Source organism: Rhizobium sp. BR 314, from assembly GCF_047445805.1.
Taxonomy (GTDB): domain Bacteria; phylum Pseudomonadota; class Alphaproteobacteria; order Rhizobiales; family Rhizobiaceae; genus Rhizobium; species Rhizobium lusitanum_B.
This window is the reverse complement of record NZ_JARWLA010000001.1, coordinates 389,526-406,800: the sequence shown is the minus strand read 5'-3', so window position 1 is coordinate 406,800 and position 17,275 is coordinate 389,526. Positions and strand designations below refer to the sequence as shown.

Annotated in this window: 20 protein-coding genes; 14 read left to right on the top strand and 6 right to left on the bottom strand. The window is 59.5% G+C overall.

The genetic code is table 11. The annotated features are described in order from the left end of the window. Nucleotides 1-5: 5 nt before the first annotated feature. Both QD461_RS01975 and QD461_RS01970 read right to left on the bottom strand, forming a co-directional pair. Nucleotides 6-722 carry an SDR family oxidoreductase gene (locus tag QD461_RS01975; protein WP_414086244.1) on the bottom strand — a complete coding sequence of 239 codons (717 nt, stop codon included), beginning with the start codon at nucleotides 720-722 and terminating at the stop codon, nucleotides 6-8. A 54-nt stretch (nucleotides 723-776) separates the two neighbouring features. Next, a complete protein-coding gene (locus tag QD461_RS01970; protein ID WP_414086243.1) occupies nucleotides 777-1,595 on the bottom strand; it encodes an SDR family NAD(P)-dependent oxidoreductase in 819 nt (272 codons plus the stop codon). 100 nt (nucleotides 1,596-1,695) lie between these two features. Between QD461_RS01970 and QD461_RS01965 the strand changes: the two genes are divergently transcribed. After that, nucleotides 1,696-2,559: a helix-turn-helix transcriptional regulator gene (locus QD461_RS01965; RefSeq protein WP_414086242.1), complete on the top strand. Its 864-nt coding sequence runs from the start codon at nucleotides 1,696-1,698 to the stop codon at nucleotides 2,557-2,559. Nucleotides 2,560-2,589: 30 nt separating this feature from the next. Here QD461_RS01965 and QD461_RS01960 read toward each other — a convergent pair whose 3' ends face one another. Then, a complete protein-coding gene (locus QD461_RS01960) occupies nucleotides 2,590-2,913 on the bottom strand; it encodes an ArsR/SmtB family transcription factor (protein WP_184702692.1) in 324 nt (107 codons plus the stop codon). Nucleotides 2,914-2,986: 73 nt separating this feature from the next. Here QD461_RS01960 and QD461_RS01955 point away from each other — a divergent pair, with 73 nt between their 5' ends. The 10 genes from QD461_RS01955 to QD461_RS01910 all read left to right on the top strand — a co-directional run bounded on the left by QD461_RS01955 (nucleotide 2,987) and on the right by QD461_RS01910 (nucleotide 12,206). Continuing rightward, on the top strand, nucleotides 2,987-3,469 hold the full coding sequence (locus QD461_RS01955; RefSeq protein WP_414086241.1) for an SRPBCC domain-containing protein: 483 nt from the start codon (nucleotides 2,987-2,989) through the stop codon (nucleotides 3,467-3,469). A 67-nt stretch (nucleotides 3,470-3,536) separates the two neighbouring features. Then, nucleotides 3,537-3,797 (top strand): hypothetical protein, encoded by a 261-nt coding sequence (locus tag QD461_RS01950; protein WP_414086240.1) that lies wholly within the window; start codon nucleotides 3,537-3,539, stop codon nucleotides 3,795-3,797. A 349-nt stretch (nucleotides 3,798-4,146) separates the two neighbouring features. Next, the gene (gene mprF, locus QD461_RS01945; RefSeq protein WP_414086337.1) at nucleotides 4,147-6,717 is read left to right on the top strand and encodes a bifunctional lysylphosphatidylglycerol flippase/synthetase MprF; all 2,571 of its coding nucleotides are present in this window, start codon (nucleotides 4,147-4,149) and stop codon (nucleotides 6,715-6,717) included. Then, a complete protein-coding gene (locus QD461_RS01940) occupies nucleotides 6,714-8,111 on the top strand; it encodes a virulence factor (protein WP_414086239.1) in 1,398 nt (465 codons plus the stop codon). Before mprF ends, QD461_RS01940 begins: the two co-directional genes overlap by 4 nt. Nucleotides 8,112-8,448: 337 nt before the next feature. After that, nucleotides 8,449-9,123 (top strand): HAD family hydrolase, encoded by a 675-nt coding sequence (locus tag QD461_RS01935; RefSeq protein ID WP_414086238.1) that lies wholly within the window; start codon nucleotides 8,449-8,451, stop codon nucleotides 9,121-9,123. A gap of 104 nt (nucleotides 9,124-9,227) precedes the next feature. Further along, entirely contained in the window at nucleotides 9,228-9,815 is a 588-nt protein-coding gene (locus QD461_RS01930; protein ID WP_414086237.1) for a 5-formyltetrahydrofolate cyclo-ligase, read from the top strand. Nucleotides 9,816-9,818: 3 nt separating this feature from the next. Next, a complete protein-coding gene (locus QD461_RS01925; protein WP_414086236.1) occupies nucleotides 9,819-10,643 on the top strand; it encodes a YmdB family metallophosphoesterase in 825 nt (274 codons plus the stop codon). Between the two features lie 151 nt (nucleotides 10,644-10,794). Next, nucleotides 10,795-11,070, top strand: coding sequence for a hypothetical protein (locus tag QD461_RS01920; protein ID WP_414086235.1), 276 nt, complete (start codon nucleotides 10,795-10,797; stop codon nucleotides 11,068-11,070). Between the two features lie 33 nt (nucleotides 11,071-11,103). Then, the gene (locus QD461_RS01915) at nucleotides 11,104-11,346 is read left to right on the top strand and encodes a hypothetical protein (RefSeq protein ID WP_414086234.1); all 243 of its coding nucleotides are present in this window, start codon (nucleotides 11,104-11,106) and stop codon (nucleotides 11,344-11,346) included. A 113-nt stretch (nucleotides 11,347-11,459) separates the two neighbouring features. After that, the gene (locus tag QD461_RS01910; RefSeq protein WP_414086233.1) at nucleotides 11,460-12,206 is read left to right on the top strand and encodes a YebC/PmpR family DNA-binding transcriptional regulator; all 747 of its coding nucleotides are present in this window, start codon (nucleotides 11,460-11,462) and stop codon (nucleotides 12,204-12,206) included. 54 nt (nucleotides 12,207-12,260) lie between these two features. On the opposite strand, the gene QD461_RS01905 is transcribed toward QD461_RS01910, so the two are convergent. Beyond that, the gene (locus QD461_RS01905) at nucleotides 12,261-13,061 is read right to left on the bottom strand and encodes an anti-sigma factor family protein (protein WP_414086232.1); all 801 of its coding nucleotides are present in this window, start codon (nucleotides 13,059-13,061) and stop codon (nucleotides 12,261-12,263) included. After that, nucleotides 13,058-13,813, bottom strand: coding sequence for a sigma-70 family RNA polymerase sigma factor (locus QD461_RS01900; RefSeq protein ID WP_414086336.1), 756 nt, complete (start codon nucleotides 13,811-13,813; stop codon nucleotides 13,058-13,060). The genes QD461_RS01905 and QD461_RS01900 overlap by 4 nt, the downstream gene beginning before the upstream one ends. Before the next feature lie 342 nt (nucleotides 13,814-14,155). Here QD461_RS01900 and QD461_RS01895 point away from each other — a divergent pair, with 342 nt between their 5' ends. From QD461_RS01895 to QD461_RS01885, 3 genes are all read left to right on the top strand, one after another. Next, a complete protein-coding gene (locus QD461_RS01895; RefSeq protein WP_414086231.1) occupies nucleotides 14,156-15,130 on the top strand; it encodes an MBL fold metallo-hydrolase in 975 nt (324 codons plus the stop codon). A gap of 24 nt (nucleotides 15,131-15,154) precedes the next feature. Beyond that, nucleotides 15,155-15,616, top strand: coding sequence for a tetratricopeptide repeat protein (locus QD461_RS01890; RefSeq protein WP_414086230.1), 462 nt, complete (start codon nucleotides 15,155-15,157; stop codon nucleotides 15,614-15,616). A gap of 103 nt (nucleotides 15,617-15,719) precedes the next feature. Beyond that, complete coding sequence (locus QD461_RS01885) at nucleotides 15,720-16,157, top strand: DoxX family protein (protein ID WP_184702716.1); 438 nt, start codon at nucleotides 15,720-15,722, stop codon at nucleotides 16,155-16,157. Between the two features lie 68 nt (nucleotides 16,158-16,225). Here QD461_RS01885 and QD461_RS01880 read toward each other — a convergent pair whose 3' ends face one another. Further along, on the bottom strand, nucleotides 16,226-17,224 hold the full coding sequence (locus QD461_RS01880; protein ID WP_414086229.1) for an LLM class flavin-dependent oxidoreductase: 999 nt from the start codon (nucleotides 17,222-17,224) through the stop codon (nucleotides 16,226-16,228). Between the last annotated feature and the right edge of the window lie 51 nt (nucleotides 17,225-17,275).

Sequence of the window (17,275 nt, the reverse complement as noted above, 5' to 3'; positions counted from 1 at the left end):
TGAGGTTATTGACCTAGACGAATGCCGCCGTCGCAGATCAGCGTGTGGCCGCTGGTAAATCCGTTGCCGATCAGAAAGGCGATGGCGTCGGCAACTTCCTGCGGTCTACCGACGCGGCCGACGGGTGTTCGTGCAGCAAAGGCGGTAAGGGTCGGCTCCTTTTGATCCGCCCCCAGAAAATCCCACCAGGGCGTGTCGACGACACCGGGCGAAATGCAGTTCACCCGGATCGGTTTGAGTTCGACCGCGAGTATCGGTGCCAGCGCAGCGATGGCCGCGTTGATAGCGCCTAGTCCAGCCGTCCCGGGCATGGCTGCCTGCGCGGATACTGCGGAGACGAAGGTGATGCTGCCCTGCTTCGACAGATAGGGCAGGCAGGCCTGCGCACAGGCGAAATGTGCCAGCGTCTTCTGCTCAAAGCCTTTCCTGACATCGGCAAGATCAACCGCGGCAAAGGGGCCGGCGCCGTTGCCGCCGCCCAGTGCCAGGACGAGATGGTCGAGCGGGCCGATTGCTCGGAAGGCGGCGGGAAGAGCGGCGAGGTCGGCGGCGTCCATGACAATCGCAGCGATATCGCCATCCAGGCTTTGCGCCGCCGCCTGCAGCTTTGCCGCATCGCGGCCAGTGATCGTCACCCGATGTCCTTTTTCGAGAAGATGGGCAGCGGTCGCAAGGCCGATACCGGACGAGCCACCGGCAATGACAGTATGTTGAGACGACATGAGTGTCTCCTTTCTATTGGCTAGGGAGTTGGCGAGTGGGTAGATGTTGAGGGTTCATGCGAGGCCGATGAGGCTTTGGTTGAGTGCTTGCAGTTTGCGGCGCGCAGCCGCGTCATAGGCCTGGGCATTAGCGCGCGAAGGGCGCAATCCGTCGAAATAGAGACCGGTGCGTCGGTCCAAAGCGTCGCTCATTGCCAGGTTCAGGATGGCGTCCGCGCCTTGCTCGACGGTGCTTAGCGGTGCAACGCCGGCCTGCCGCACCATCGTAGTATCCATATAGGTCGCCGGGTGAAGGCAATTGACTGTGACGCCTGTGCCCATCAATTCCTCGGCAAGGTCGAAGGTGAAGATGATTTGCGCCAGCTTGCTCTGGCAATAGGCACGTGCACCGCTGTAGCCGCGTATCAGCATGACGTCGGCGAAATCGATTGCCTGCTGGCCGGCGGAGGCCACGTTGACGATGCGGGCGGGGGCACTCGCTCTCAAGAGCGGCAACAACCGATGCGTCAGGAGAAATCCGGCCAGGTAGTTGACTGCAAAACGTAGCTCGTGCCCGTCACGGCTAATCTTGCGTCCCGCATCGTAGCCTCCCGTGCCGATCCCGGCATTGTTGATCAGGATATCGAGGCGATCGTGATCGCGTTCGATCGTATCGGCCAATGTCCGGACCTCATCCAGCGAGGCGAAGTCCGCGGGATAGAAGACTGCTTTTCCGCCAGCATCGCGGACGCCCGAAACCAGAGCCTCGGCTCGCGCCGTATTGCGGCCGTGCACCAGCACGAGGGCTCCCGCTGCCGCCAGCTTTTCCGCGACCCGGCGGCCGACGCCATCGGTCGAACCGGTCACGAGGATTGTCTTGCCGCTCATATTCATCGGCACTTTCTCCATCTTGTCGGGAGCCGATATTTGGCAGCTTGCGGAGACGACAAACAGTTCTCACTTTATCCTAGTATTGATCCTGCTATGATGAGCGATGACCATCAATCCGAGCCGAACAATCATCGAGGCCAGACGTCGTGAGTTCGGCACCTTCCTTCGTTCCAGACGCGAAAAGTTGACGCCGGCCGACGTTGGTCTTCTCGAAGGGTTTCGGCGTCGAACGCCTGGGCTGCGGCGCGAGGAGGTCGCGCTCCTGGCCGGTGTCGGCACCACTTGGTATACATGGCTGGAGCAGGGCAGGGATGTGCGCGCTTCCGCGGAGGTCCTATCTGCGCTCGCAGACGCATTGCGGCTTGACCCGGCCGAGCGGCGCCATCTTTTTACGCTCAGCGATCGACCCTCCGCAGATCTGCCCTCGCATGGGCCGGAGGATCTGCCGGGCGCGCTGCAGCGCATGCTTGTCAGCCTTGCCGGTCAGCCGGCCTATGTGCTCGGACGACGCTGGGATGTGCTGGCCTGGAATGCAGCCGCTGTAGCACTTTTCGGAGATTATGGCCTGCTGGAGGGGGATGCGCGCAACAGCGTCCATCGGGTGTTCACAGATCCCGCCCATCGGAAGCTTCTCGTTGATTGGGAAAGCGTGGCGGCGAATTCGCTCGCAATGTTCCGTGCCGATAGCGCCCGTTACGCCGGCGATCCCGATTTCGAACGCTTGATTGCCACTCTGACGCGGGCAAGTCCCGAGTTCCGCGCATGGTGGCCGAGGCAGGATGTTTTGCGGCCTCTTGCCGGCCACAAGCGGTTGAGCCATCCCGAAGGCGGGATGATGACATTCGAATATACCGCGCTCGCGGTTATGGATCGACCCGATATGAAGCTGGTGGTCTATACGCCGCTCGACGAGGATGGGACGAGCGTCAGGCTGAAAGAGCTGCTGTGCCGGGACTGCGCCACGTAGTTTTCACTCCTAGCGGTTGCGTCCTGCTTCTTAGCTCTCCAGATCGCTCTTCAACTGGTCAAGGATGGTGAGGGCGTGGCCGGCATAGGCACTGATCCAGCGGTCGTGAATCTGCTTGATCGGCAGGCTGTTCAGATGGTTCCAGCGCTCGCGCCCGTCTTTCCTGGCGATGACGAGATCCGCTTCCTCAAGCACCTTCAGGTGCTGCATGACGGTGCAGCGGTCCATATCCGGAAAGGCCTCGCAGAGCGTGCCTGTCGTGCGCGGCGCATCCTTCAGCATGTCCAGAATCTCGCGCCGCCGCCGATGGGCGAGGGCCTTGAAAATAAGGTCGCTATCCGATTCGTTTGACATGTTATATTTATATAACATAATGGGGCCGTTCGCAATGGAGCGATGGTGGCAAGCTGACAACGGAGGAGATGTCATGACATTGAATGTTCGGATTTCGGGACGGATCGGCCGCAAGGTCGATGAGGTCTTCGACGCAGTCGTCAATCCCAAGAAGCTCTCGCGCTACTTTACCACCATCGGCGGTGCGAGCGGGCCGCTGATGGCCGGCACGACAGTCATCTGGTGGAAGAATACGCCTGTGGAGGTCAACGAAGTGGAAGACGGCAAGCGTATCGTCCTTCACTGGGAAGGTGGCAATGGAGATGATGGCATCCGCTACAAAACCAGGGTCGAGATGACGTTCGATGCTTTGGATGATGGCGGTACGCTCGTCATCATCGAAGAATCCGGCTGGCGTGACGACGAAGCCGGCCGCCGCAGCACCTACCTGAATTGTGAGGGATGGACGCAGATGCTTTGCTGCATGAAGGCCTTCGTCGAATATGGCATCAACCTGCGCGAAGGCTTCTTCCGCAGCGAGATGCGCGGCGAACCGGCCGAGGCGCCGGATCGCTAAAGCGCCTTAATATTATGAAAAATGCCCCTCGACTCATCCGTGCGGTCATATGCGGATGAGTCGATTTATGTCTGCCATCGTATTTCCAATCGCAGATTGCGGGCCTTATCGAGCGAATAGTGAAGTTATCTATTCAGCGTTGTGGCGTATTCTGGGAGATCACGCAAAACCTGTTTTGTCCGCCTTTCTCTCCACGCGCAAGCCGCCTTCGAAAGGCGCATTGAGGCAGGTGACCGGACAGGCAATTCCTGATAGGGAGCTGCGCCCAAGGCGAGATATCAAGGCTGCTCTTGTGCAACGAGAGCATGTGCAAAAGCTGGTGGAGTGAGAGAATCCCTCAAATAAAGACAGATTCATCGCTGGCGAAACCTAGCCTGCGCCAAAATTGCCTAAATTTAGAATGATGGGGGCGCGCATCACAACGAGCCTATGAAAGAAATGCAGGACTGTAACATAAAGACATACTGTCGGTGTTACTGAGGATCCGAACAATCAGGGCCGACCTGGAGCCGGATGATTTTATGTCGATTCGACCCGAAATCATCCGGTTCCGGAATCAAATTAGATAGAGCGTGATGTTGTCCGAAAACCGCTTGCACTTTTCGGCATCACGCTTCAGGTCAACAAGCGGGTAGAGCATGTCGAGTCCAATCGATCTGGAAAATGCCGATGAGGAAATGGAAGAGCGTGGCGGTATTGTCGGTTTCCTCAATCGCAACCGCACGCTGATCGTCGCCGTCCTCACCGTTGCTGTCTTCTGCATAGCCGCCTACGCGATCTATGATCTGACCAACGAAGTCCGCTATGACGACGTCGTGCATGCCCTGACCACGACGAAGATCTCCTCGGTGCTCTTGGCGCTGCTTTTCACGGGACTGAGCTTCGCCTCCCTGATTGTCTACGATCAGAACGCACTCGACTATATCGGCAAGAAGTTGCCGTTGCCGCACGTGGCGCTCACCTCGTTCAGCGCTTATGCCGTGGGCAATACCGCCGGCTTTGGCGCGCTCAGCGCCGGTGCGATCCGCTATCGTGCCTATGCCCGGATGGGCTTGTCGCCCGACGACATCACCCGTGTCATTGCATTCGTTACGCTTGCCTTCGGCCTTGGCCTTGCCGCCGTTGGAGCGATCGCGCTGCTTGTCATCGCCGACGAGATCGGGCCACTGATCAGCGTCAGCGGCCTTTGGCTGCGTCTCGTTGCCGGTGCCATTCTCGCGGCGCTTGCCTTCGTCGTCTTTGCAGGACGCAATGGCCGCGAAATTCGGCTCGGGCCCGTTGCCGTGCGTCTGCCGGATTCGCGCACCTGGTCGCGGCAGTTCCTGGTCACCGCATTTGACATCGCTGCCTCGGCTTCCGTGCTCTACGTGCTGCTGCCGGATACATCGATCGGCTGGCCGGGCTTCTTCGCCATTTATGCCATCGCGGTCGGTCTCGGCGTCCTCAGCCACGTTCCGGCCGGCTTCGGCGTTTTCGAGACGATCATCATCGCCTGGCTCGGCAGCTCGGTGAACGAAGATGCGGTGCTGAGTTCACTGGTTCTCTATCGCGTCATCTACAACGTCATTCCGCTCGTCATCGCGATTGCCGCGATCTCGGTGGCGGAACTTCGCCGCTTTGTCGATCATCCCGCCGCATCGAGCATGCGCCGTGTCGGCGGTCGTCTCATGCCGCAATTGCTGTCAGCATTTGCGCTGCTGCTCGGCATGATGTTGATCTTTTCGAGCGTGACGCCGACGCCCGACCAGAACCTGATCGTCCTGTCCGACTATCTGCCCCTGCCTGTCGTCGAAAGCGCGCATTTCTTTTCCAGCCTTCTCGGGTTGACTATCGTCGTCGCCGCACGCGGTCTGGGGCAGCGGCTCGACGGTGCATTGTGGGTATCGATCTTCTCGGCGGCGTTTGCGCTTTTGCTATCGCTGCTGAAGGCCATCGCCGTTGTCGAAGCCGGCTTGCTGGCTTTCTTCATCTTCAGCCTCGTCGTCAGCCGCCGGCTCTTCAACCGGCCGGCATCGCTTTTGAGCCAGACGCTCACGGCCGGATGGCTGACAGCTATCGCGGTGATCTGTATCGGTGCCGTCGTGGTGCTCTTCTTCGTCTATCGCGATGTCGGATATAGCAACCAGCTCTGGTGGCAATTCGAATTCGCCGATGAAGCGCCGCGCGGGCTGCGCGCCGCGCTAGGCATTTCCATCCTGTCATCGGCGATCGCGATCTTCAGCCTGCTGCGCCCGGCCGCGAAGCGGCTCGAGCCGGTCACGGGCGATGTGGTGGCGCGGGCGGTCGAGATCGTCCGCAGACAGGGCATTGCCGACGCCAATCTCGTACGCATGGGCGACAAGAACATCATGTTCTCGGAAAAGGGCGATGCCTTCATCATGTATGGCAAGCAGGGCCGCTCCTGGATCGCGCTCTTCGATCCCGTCGGCCCGCGTCACGCACTCCCCGACCTCATCTGGCGCTTTGTTGAAACGGCCCGGGCCGCCGGCTGCCGTTCCGTTTTCTATCAGATCTCGCCGGCACTACTTTCCTATTGCGCGGACGCTGGTTTGCGTGCCTTCAAACTCGGTGAACTGGCGGTGGTCAATCTGTCGAATTTCGAGCTGAAAGGCGGCAAATGGGCCAATCTCCGGCAGACGGCAAGCCGCGCAGTTCGCGACGGACTAGAATTTGCCGTTATCCAGCCTCAAGATATAGGGGAGGTGATGGACGATCTGGCCCATGTTTCCGACACCTGGCTGGCCGATCACAATGCCAAGGAAAAAGGCTTTTCGCTGGGCGCGTTCGATCCGGACTATGTCAGATCACAGCCGGTAGGCGTATTGAAGAAGGATGGGAAGATCGTCGCTTTTGCGAATATTCTGATGACGGAGACCAAGGAAGAAGGATCCGTCGACCTGATGCGCTTTTCGCCTGATGCCCCGAAAGGTTCGATGGATTTCCTGTTCGTTCAGGTCCTCGAATACCTCAAGGGCGAGGGCTTTCATCGTTTCAACCTCGGCATGGCGCCGCTATCGGGCATGTCGAGGCGGGAATCGGCACCCGTTTGGGATAGGGTCGGGGGAACGGTGTTCGAACACGGCGAGCGCTTCTACAACTTCAAAGGGCTTCGTGCCTTCAAATCAAAGTTTCATCCCGAATGGCAGCCGCGCTATCTGGCTGTTTCGGGCGGTGTGAGTCCGATAATCGCGTTGATGGATGCTACATTCCTCATCGGGGGCGGACTTAAGGGGGTCGTGAGGAAATGATTTTGAAATACGCAATGTCATTGGCTTTCGGTTGCATGTTGTCGGCGGGCTTGCTGGTGTCGGGTCAAGCACGAGCGGAAGCCGACGATACCAAATACGATCTGGGCATGATCCCGTCGCCGCATATCATGCGCCCACAAGGCAAGGTCTCGAATGAAGTCGTCCTGATTTCCGATCTTGCCGGCTGGGGCGACAAGGAGAAGGCCGTTGCCGACAAACTCGTGGCCAATGGCTCGCTCGTCATCGGTATCGACTATCCGTCCTTTCTGACGTCGCTCAACAATTACGACGTCAAGAAGAACGACGGCTGCATCTACATCGTCGCGGACCTGGAATCGCTGAGCCAGCAGGTGCAACGCTCCTTTGCCGACAGCACCTATCAATCGCCGATCATCGCCGGCGTCGGCGCCGGAGGCGCGATGGCGCTGACGATCGCGGCCCAGACCCCGGATGCTACGGTCGCGGGCACGCTTGCCGTTGACCCGGCAGCCGGTATCGCCCTGAAGCAGGAGCTTTGCACACCGGCCGAGAAGAAGACCGATGGCGACATGGTGTCCTTCGGTCTGCAGGAAGGCGCGCTGCCGAATCCGATCGTGGTGAACTTTACGGCGAATGCACCGAAGGATGGCCGCGACCATGTTACAGACATCCAGAAGGACCATCCCGAGGTCCAGACCACGGATTCCAGCAATACCGACACCTATGCCACGCTTGAGGCTTCGCTCGCCGACTTGATCAAGTCGATCGACGACGCCAAGTCGCCGCTCGGCCTGCCGCTCGACATCATGGAAGCGACGCCGACCGAGGATACGCTTGCCATCGTCTATTCGGGCGATGGCGGCTGGCGCGACATCGACAAGGAAGTCGGCAGCTACCTGCAGGATCAAGGCATTCCGGTCGTGGGCGTCGATTCCCTGCATTATTTCTGGACCGAGCGGGATCCGCAGCAGACGGCCAATGACCTCGCCCGGATCATCGATTTCTACACCAAGCGCTTCAAGGTCAAGCATGTGGTACTGGTCGGCTACTCTTTCGGCGCCGACGTGCTGCCGGCGAGCTATAATCGCCTGCCGCAAGCGGCAAAGGACAAGATCGTGCAGATGTCGCTGTTGTCGCTGTCGCAGAAGGTCGACTATGTGATTTCGGTCATGGGTTGGCTCGGCGCATCGAGCGAAGGCAAGGGTGGCGATCCGATCAAGGACCTCAAGTCGATCAATCCGAAAATGGTTCAGTGCGTCTATGGTAAGGACGATGACGAAGATGTCGCGTGCCCGTTGCTCAAGGACACTGGCGCCGAAATCATCGCCATGAACGGCGGCCACCACTTCGACGATGATTATGAGGCTTTGTCCAACCATATCATCAACGGCCTGAAGAGCCGTCTCGGCGAATGACAGATCGATATGGGCGGCTGATTTGCGCAGCCGCCCGCTTCCGCTTCGACACCTTCCCTGATGATGTAAACACCTTCTTCCGATATGGAGGTAGTTGAGCGCGGCGAGCGGATCTTTCCGGGGTTTGCCGCTCAGCAAGCATTTGCTTCTTGCTGCGGCTGTCGTTAGTCGGAAGAAGTACCTATTGCGAGCAGTGCGGCTGGCGCCGTCATTCGCTTTCACGCCTCAAGCATTTCCGCTTCAAACGCTGTCGCGGGAATGTTCTGTTTTTTGTCGTTACGCAATTCCAGCAAACCGCTGCGCATTTTTGCTGGAATTGCTCTAGAAAGGGCCTGCCTTGTCCGCCGCACAGTCTTCCGCCTTCAGCAAATCCTATTCCGGCTTCCTCTTCGACATGGACGGTACGATCATCAATTCGATTGCCGCTGCCGAGCGGGTCTGGGGAAATTGGGCCCGCAGCAAGGGGCTCGATGTCGAGAAGTTCATGCCGACGATGCATGGCAAGCGCGGTATCGACACGATCGGCCAGTTGAACCTGCCCGGCGTCGACCCGGTTGCCGAGTCGACGCTTATCATGGAAGCGGAAATTGCCGACGTCGAGGGTGTGGTTGCGCTGCCAGGGGCCATCGATTTCCTGGCCTCCCTGCCGCCGGAACGCTGGGCGATCGTGACATCTTCCCCATACCGCCTGGCGATGGCTCGACTTGACGCCGCGGGTATCCCCGTGCCGCGCTTCATCGTGACCGCTGAGGATGTCAAGGTCGGCAAGCCGGATCCGCAATGCTATATCCTTGGCGCCGAACGTCTCGGCCTGCGTACCTCCGATTGCCTGGTGTTCGAGGATGTCATGGCCGGCATCAAGGCCGGCGAAGCGGCCGGCGCCGATGTGCTCGTCATTACCGCGACGCACTCACATCCCGTTGAAACCGGGCACACGACCTTGCTGAACTATGAAAACGTCCATGCGCATGTGGATGGTGAAGGAAAGCTGTCGATTGTCGATAACGGCTGACATACCGGATCGGCCACGGGATTGCCGTATGTCGCTTTCGCGCATTGCATTGGGCTGCCGGCTCATTATGTTTTCGTGATATCATAGATTTTTGCGAAGATCCGATGACCCCGAAAGAGCTGAAAGCCCAATATCGCAACGAGCGTCTGGCTGCGCGTGACGCCATTCCCGCCGAGGAGCGCATCGAAAAGGGACTGGCCATGGCCACCCACGCTGGCGATGCGATCGACATCGAGCCTGGCATGGTCGTTTCCGGCTTTCTGCCGATCCGATCAGAAGTGGATGTCAGGCCGCTAATGGCGCATTTCAGGGCGCGGGGTGCTCGGCTCTGCGTCCCAATCATTCTCGATAAAAGCACGATCGTCTTCCGTGAACTCGTGCCCGGCGCGCCGCTCGTTCCCTGCGGTTTCGGGACCTTCGGACCGGGCCCCGATGCGGCGGTGCTCGACCCGAACGTCATGCTGATTCCGCTTTCAGCTTTCGACAAAACCGGCCACCGCATCGGCTACGGAGCCGGCTATTACGACCGCGCGATCACCCGCCTGCATGAAAAAGGCCTGAATCCGCGCCTCATCGGCATTGCATTTGATTGCCAAGAAGTGCCATCAGTACCGGCTGAGCCGCATGATGTCCGTCTTGACGCGATTTTGACCGAGAGCGGACTCAATTTCGTTTCGGAAGCGATTGGATAGCGAATGCGGCTGCTTTTTCTGGGTGACATGGTCGGGAAAACCGGACGGACTGCGGTGTGGGACCGCCTTCCGGGACTTGTCTCCGATCTGAAACTCGATTTCGTCATCGTCAACGGTGAGAATGCCGCCGGCGGCTTCGGCATCACCGAGGATATCTTTCTCGAAACGATCAATGCCGGCGCCGATGTCGTGACGACAGGCAACCATGTCTGGGACCAGAAGGAAGCCGTCGTTTTTAGCGAGCGGCACGACCAGTTCCTGCGCCCCGCCAACTATCCGGCCGGCACCCCCGGCCGCGGTTCCGGGCTTTACTATGCGCGCAACGGCGCGCGCGTGCTCGTGGCCAACATCATGGGCCGCGTCTTTATGCATCCGGAACTGGACGATCCCTTCAAGGCGGCAGAAGCCATTCTCGATGCCTGCCCGCTGAAAGAACAGGCCGACGCCATCATCTTCGATTTCCATGCGGAAGCGACGAGCGAAAAGCAGTGTTTCGGGCATTTCGTCGATGGTCGCGCAAGCTTTGTCGTGGGCACGCATACGCATGTGCCGACCGCGGACGCGCAGATCCTGAATGGCGGAACTGCCTATATGTCGGATGCCGGCATGTGCGGCGATTACGATTCCTCGCTCGGCATGGAAAAGGAAGAGCCGCTCAACCGGTTCATTTCAAAGATGCCAAAGGGACGGTTCGAAGCGGCATCCGGACCTGCGACCATCTGCGGCGTCGGCGTCGAGATTTCCGACGCAACGGGATTGGCCGAAAAGATCGCGCCGCTGCGGCTCGGCCCGCGGCTTGCGGAGACCATTCCGGAATTCTGGCGTTAGCTGCCCGGATTTCGTCGCTGAACCGACGTCAATCAGGCGGTTCGGCGACAAGTCGGACGAGCCTGAGCAATTTTCGCCGGGAAATGTGTTTCACCGTCTTTGCTACTTCCACTCGTCATGATTGATTGCGCTGCACCGTTGGAGGAAGCGCATGAACCGCGTTCTTTTGACTGCCATCATAGCCGCGACACTATCGGGCTGCGTGTCTCCTAATCCGGTCAGCACGACATCCGATGGCTACCGCATACAAAAATTTAGTCAGGGAACGGTTTCTGTTGGCAAATGCGCCAATCTATTGGCCGCCGGTAATTGGAGCGTGTCATACCCGACCGATGCTATGACCGGCAAACGCAATTGCAGCATTACCTCCCTGGCGGGGGCTTTATTCATTGACTACGGTAGTTCACCAAAACCCCAACGGGTTTGAGCCTTGATGCATGATGCGCCGGGGATGACGGCGTTGATCAGGGTTGATAGCCATCCGGCCGTTGCTACCGACACACAGGGTTGCGTTTCGGCAAGCCGGATCATTCACCAGATGAGAAGTGGCGTCACTTTCCTGGCGCGCGTTGGCGCCATCAATGACTGGTCGCCCGATCTACGATCCGTGATCAAGGACTCACGCGCGTCGCTCGAAGGACTGAACAAGGCCATGGAAGCCGTTGCGGATATCCAGGCAGGAAGGCTTGCCGTGAAACCATAGGAATGGCGGCCGAAGGCTTCTGCAGCCGCCGTTACCCGGCTTTTTACTTGAATGAAGGCCGCTTCACTCTTATAAGGCAGCCATTCCCAACAAAAGACGTGAACAGGGGTGCCATGGCTGGCCATTCACAGTTTAAAAACATCATGCACCGTAAGGGTCGTCAGGACTCGGTGCGTTCGAAAATGTTCTCGAAGCTGGCGCGCGAAATCACGGTCGCTGCCAAATCGGGCCTGCCCGACCCGACCATGAACGCGAGCCTGCGTCTGGCGATTCAGAATGCCAAGGCGCAGTCGATGCCGAAGGACAATATCGATCGCGCCATCAAGAAGGCGTCCGGTGCCGACACCGAAAATTACGACGCGATCCGTTACGAGGGCTATGGTCCGGGCGGCACGGCGATCATCGTCGAGGCGCTGACCGACAACCGCAACCGCACGGCGTCCAACGTCCGCTCGATCTTCACGAAGGCCGGCGGCGCACTCGGCGAAACCGGCTCGGTGTCCTTCTCGTTCGACCATGTCGGCGAAATTACCTACAAGCCGACAGTTGGCGATGCCGACAAGGTCATGGAAGCGGCGATCGAAGCCGGTGCCGATGACGTGGAAAGCGATGAAGAAGGTCATGTGATCATCTGCGCCTTCGAATCCCTCGGCGAAGTTGCCAAGGCGCTCGAAGCCACGCTCGGCGAAGCCGAAACGGTCAAGGCGATCTGGCGCGCGCAGAACAATGTGCCGGTCGATGAAGAAAAGGCCCAGTCGCTGCTGAAGCTCATCGACAACCTCGAAGACGACGACGACGTTCAGAATGTCTATTCGAACTTTGAAGTCTCGGAAGAAGTGTTGGCCAAGCTCTCGGCCTGATCCATCGAGATACATCAAAAAGCCGGCTGCAGCGATGCGGCCGGCTTTTGTGCGTCATGGGTTCGTTGCGCGGATGAAATCGTCGCGGAAGGCGGTAAGATCGGGCGCGGCGACATCGGAGACGGCCCAGAAGACCAGCCCGTCCGCATGCCATTCGACGAAATTGTAGCCGTCCTTCTCAGCATTGCTGCGGGTTTCCGAGGTGGCGGGCCAGATGAAGAGATTGATGACATGACCGTGCCGGCGATAGATCAACGCTGCGACTACCCGGCTGTCGAGGTAGTCCACCCTGCCACCAACGAGAGGGAAGCCCTGTGTCGCCAGATCGACCACGGGCGGCGAGAAATCGATCTTGCCGTTGAACCATGGCTTGACGGTGTGCTGGTCGGAGGTCAGCACATCGGTCAGATGATCAGCCAGCATCGAGCGCACATGGCTTGAAAGAAGCTGGTCCTCGATCGTCTGGCTCTGCTGCGGCACGTTCAGCACCAGCATGAGGCTCGCGGCCAGAACACCTAGAGACGGCACGAAGCTCCATTCGCGAACCAACCGCCAAGCGCGCCGCCATGGGCTTTCGGTGTTGGTCACCGCCGCCGCGCGCTTCGTCATGGCCTGTTCCAGCGAAAGTGCGGCCTGAACGCGGGCGTGAACGCTGTCCGGTGCCTGCCATTTCACACCCTCGCGTGCGGAAAGTCGCTTGACCGTCATGGCATACTCCATCTCCCCGGCGCATTCGATGCACGTCGCCAGATGGGCCTCGAAACGCGCAGCATTGGCTGTGTCCAATTCCCCATCGATGAAGCCGTGCAGCAGGTCTGCCCATTCGCTGTGATCGTCGTGCTTTCCGTTGCTCATTGCGCCGCCCCCTTTTCTTCAAGGGTACGCCATGCTTCGCCGAAATCGCGGCGGGCGCGGGCGAGGCGCGACATGACGGTGCCGATCGGCGCATCGATAATGTCGGCGATCTCCTTATAAGACAGATCCTCAAGCTCGCGCAGAACCAAAACCTCGCGCATGGCATCCGGCAACATGTTGATGACCGCACGCACCCGCTGCGTTTCCGATTTGCGGATGAAGGCGGCTTCCGGCGTATCTTCCTCTGAGGCCGGATCGGGGGAGGGCGAACTTTCGTCCCGATCTCTTTCGTCGGTCATCGGCTGTTCGTAGCGGGTCTTGCGCCGGCCCTCCTGCAGCCAGGCATGGTAGCAATTGCGGACGATGGTGAAGGTCCAGGCGCGGGCATCGCCGTCGCGAAAGCCGCCAAAGCCGCGATAAGCGCGCAGATATGCCTCCTGCACGATATCCTGCGCAGCATCGGCATCCCGGCTCAGAAAGCGTGCGAAATTATAGGCGGCGTCCAGATGCGGGATGATGGTGCGTTGGAAGCGGCGCATGGTCTCGTCGCGAGAGGAGATTGCGAGGTGTTGCGACCCGGCATTGGCCGTCGGCTCCGCCACCGCCATGAGGATGGCGTGATGGGCCGGTTTCGCCTGCGCAAAGAAGGCGCGCAGGCGGGCCAGAAGTCGCGCCAGCCGGCGCATCGCGGTCGTTTGCGGCCAGTTCCAAGTCCATGTGTGGAGTTGGCTGCCGAGCGTCATCGAAGTCATCATTCGGGCGTCTGTCATCATGATCCCCGCAAAACGCCGATACCGACTGTAAGCCGTGGATACGGTGCTTGCAATGTTGCCTGCGATACTAGATCGCGCCGGTGTGGGTTTTATTCCCGATCGGATGCAAAAAATTGCAGAGCCCGGATGCGGACGCCCGCGTCTCCACCGATTCAATCCATGCCGGTAAAAATAATGCCATATATCTCAATGGCTTGCGAAAATTCTTCGCGCGGTTGGGAATAAGCGCGCGTCGCCATCGATCTTCTTCCTCAGTGGACGGTCGCGATTTGAAGCGTCCTCCGCCTGGCTCGAAAGCCATAACCCTGAGGAGATATTGCGATGTTTGATATGACCCGCCGCACCGTTCTCGGTACGGCTGTAGCTGCGGCAGCCTTTGGTCTGTCGTCGAAGCTCGAATTCATCCCGCAAGCCTTTGCCGCCACGCCGCTGGAGCCGACGGTCGGCTTCTATAAATACAAGGTCGGTTCGATCGAGGTCACGGCCATTTATGATGGCATCTGGCGCAAGCCGCATGATCCGGCCTTCATCAAGAACGCTTCCGTCGAGGACACCAAAGGCGCGCTTGCCAAGGCCGGCCTGACGACGGACTTCATGCCCATTCCGCTGACCGTCGTCGTTCTCGACATCGGCGGGCGCAAGATCATGATGGATGCCGGCTCGGGTGTCGGGCAATGGCAGACCAATGCCACGCATCTGCCGGCCAATATGGCTGCTGCCGGCATCGACTACAAGAAGATCGATACGATCATGATCTCGCATTTCCATCCGGACCACGTCTGGGGACTGATGGAAAAGGGGACGAATGCGGCCGTTTTCCCGAATGCCGAGCTGATCGTCAACGCGGCCGAATTCAACTGGTGGACCGATCCCAGCCGTGTCGACAAGCTGGCGGAAGGCCGCAAGGAAGCCGGCCGGCGTATCGCCTCCGTCTTTCCGAAATGGAAGAACTGGAAGCTGGTCGACGATAATGCCGAAGTGGCACCCGGCGTGCACATGCTGGCCGCATACGGTCATACGCCCGGTCATTCCGTCTTCCTCATCGATGGCGGCAGCGAACAGCTGATGGTTTCGGCCGACATCATGTATGTGCCGGCGCTGCTTGCGCCCCATCCGGAATGGGAAGGCGCCTATGACCAGGACGGCCCGATGGCCGTCGCAACCCGCCGCAAGCTGATCGATCGTGTCATCGCCGACAAGATCAGGATCTGCGGCTCGCATTTTCCATTCCCGGGCTCCGGCACCTTCGTCAAGGACGGCAATGCCTACGGTTTCACCCCAACCATTCAGGCCTGAGCGGCCAAAACAGGAGCAAATACCATGTTCAGACATGCCATTTTCGGGATCGCCGGCCTGTGCGCCGTTGCCATCCTTCCGGTCGCAACGGCAGGCGTCGCCTTTGCCGTCGACAATATGGAATCGACCGATGCGCCGGACCTCACCTCGGTGCGCGCGAAGATCGATGCGAAGGACTATGCCGGCGCGCTCACTGAGCTCAGGGACATCGCAGAGGAACACCAGCAGGCCGACGTCTACAATCTGATGGGCTTCACCCTGCGCAAGACCGGCGATTTCAAGACGTCGCTGACCTACTACACCAAGGCTCTGGAACTGCAGCCGGATCACAAGGGCGCGCATGAATATCTCGGCGAGCTCTATGTCGAGACCGGCGACATGCCCAAGGCTCGCGAGCAGCTTGCCGCTCTGACCAAGCTTTGCCCGGCTGGATGCGAAGAGCTCGAAGATCTGACCAAGGCGATATCAGCCAAGGGAACCAACTAGCCCGCAGCTTCAACCGATCCGGCGGCATTTCGCTCGACCAGGTCGAGAGGATGCCGCTGGGCAGGACCGGAGCGCGCGGATATCGACGGGAAGGAGACAAGCCATGGAATTCGAAGAGGAGAGTGCCGTTCTTGTGAATATGGCCGACATGGCATTGTTGTTCGGCCGCATATTGCTGTCGTTGCTCTTCCTGGAAGAAGGCATCGAACTCGCCAGCAATTTCGACAATGCATTGGAGGTTATGGCCAAGCTCGGTGTTCCAGCCCCCATCGCGATTGCAACAATCGCGCTGCAGCTAGGCGCCGGCCTTGCCATTGCGCTCGGGCTGATGACGAGGCTGGCGGCATTTGGCCTCGGCCTGTTCTGCGTGCTGACGGCGCTGCTCTTTCACACCAACTTCGCCAGCCACAATGAGTTGCTGCACTTCGAAAAGGATCTGGCGATTGCAGGCGGCATGTTCGCGCTGATCGTCGCCGGCGCCGGCAAGCTGTCGCTCGACATGCTCATCCGGCGTCATTGGAACACGAGGCTCGTGGCTTGAGCCCGTTGGTCGTTCGGTGAGCCGCGTATATAAGATCGGCTCACCGCATAAGTGACTGCTTCCGAAAATCAGGAGACCTTCTTGAAGCTTGGAAGCGTCGCGAAGAGTTCCACCGATTTCAGGCGGGCCTCGATATCATGGACCGGCATCGAAATGATGACTTCATCAGCCTCCGTGTCTTTGATAAAGCGCGACAGCTTTGCTTCGGCCGTCGCAGGGGAGCCGACCACGGCGTAGCGCAACGTATTTTCCACATTCAGCTTTTCCATCGGCGTCCAGAAATCGTCCATGTCGCTGCGTGGGCGGGGGAAGGGGCCGCGCACGTTGCGGCGCAGATTGACGAATTGCTGTTCCGCAGAGGTGAAATGATATTGCGCCTCCTCATCGGTATCTGCGACGGAGCCCATGGCGCCGACCATCACATAAGGCTTGTCGAGCGTGGCCGAAGGCGTGAAGCGGTCGCGGTATATGGCGATGGCGTCCAGCAGCGAATCTGGTGCGAAATGCGAGGCGAAGGCATAGGGCAGGCCGAGCATGGCGGCGAGGTGGGCGCTATAGAGGCTGGAGCCGAGCAGCCAGATCGGCACGTTGGCGCCATGGCCGGGAACAGCGAGGATGATCTGGTTGTCGTCAGCCGGGCTGAAGAGGTGCTGCAGCTCGACGATATCCTGCGGAAAGCTCTGCGCGCCGGCATCGATATTGCGACGCAGGGCCTGCGCGGTGCGCATGTCGGTGCCAGGCGCACGGCCAAGCCCCAGGTCGATGCGACCGGGAAACAGCGCTTCCAGCGTGCCGAACTGCTCGGCAATGACGAGCGGCGAATGGTTCGGCAGCATGACGCCGCCCGAACCGATGCGGATGCGCGAGGTCGCTGCGCCGATGTGGCCGATCACGACTGAAGTCGCGGCGCTGGCAACGCCTGGCATGCCGTGATGCTCGGCGAGCCAGAACCTGTTGTAGCCAAGTTCTTCCGCCTTTTGGGCCATGCGCTTCGAGCTCTCGAAGGACTGGCGGATGGTGCTGCCTTCGGCAACGGGCGAAAGATCGAGGATGGAAAAGGGAACCATGGCAAGAAACCTGCGTGGTGGAAGGGAGGGTCGCACCCACATGTAGGAGTG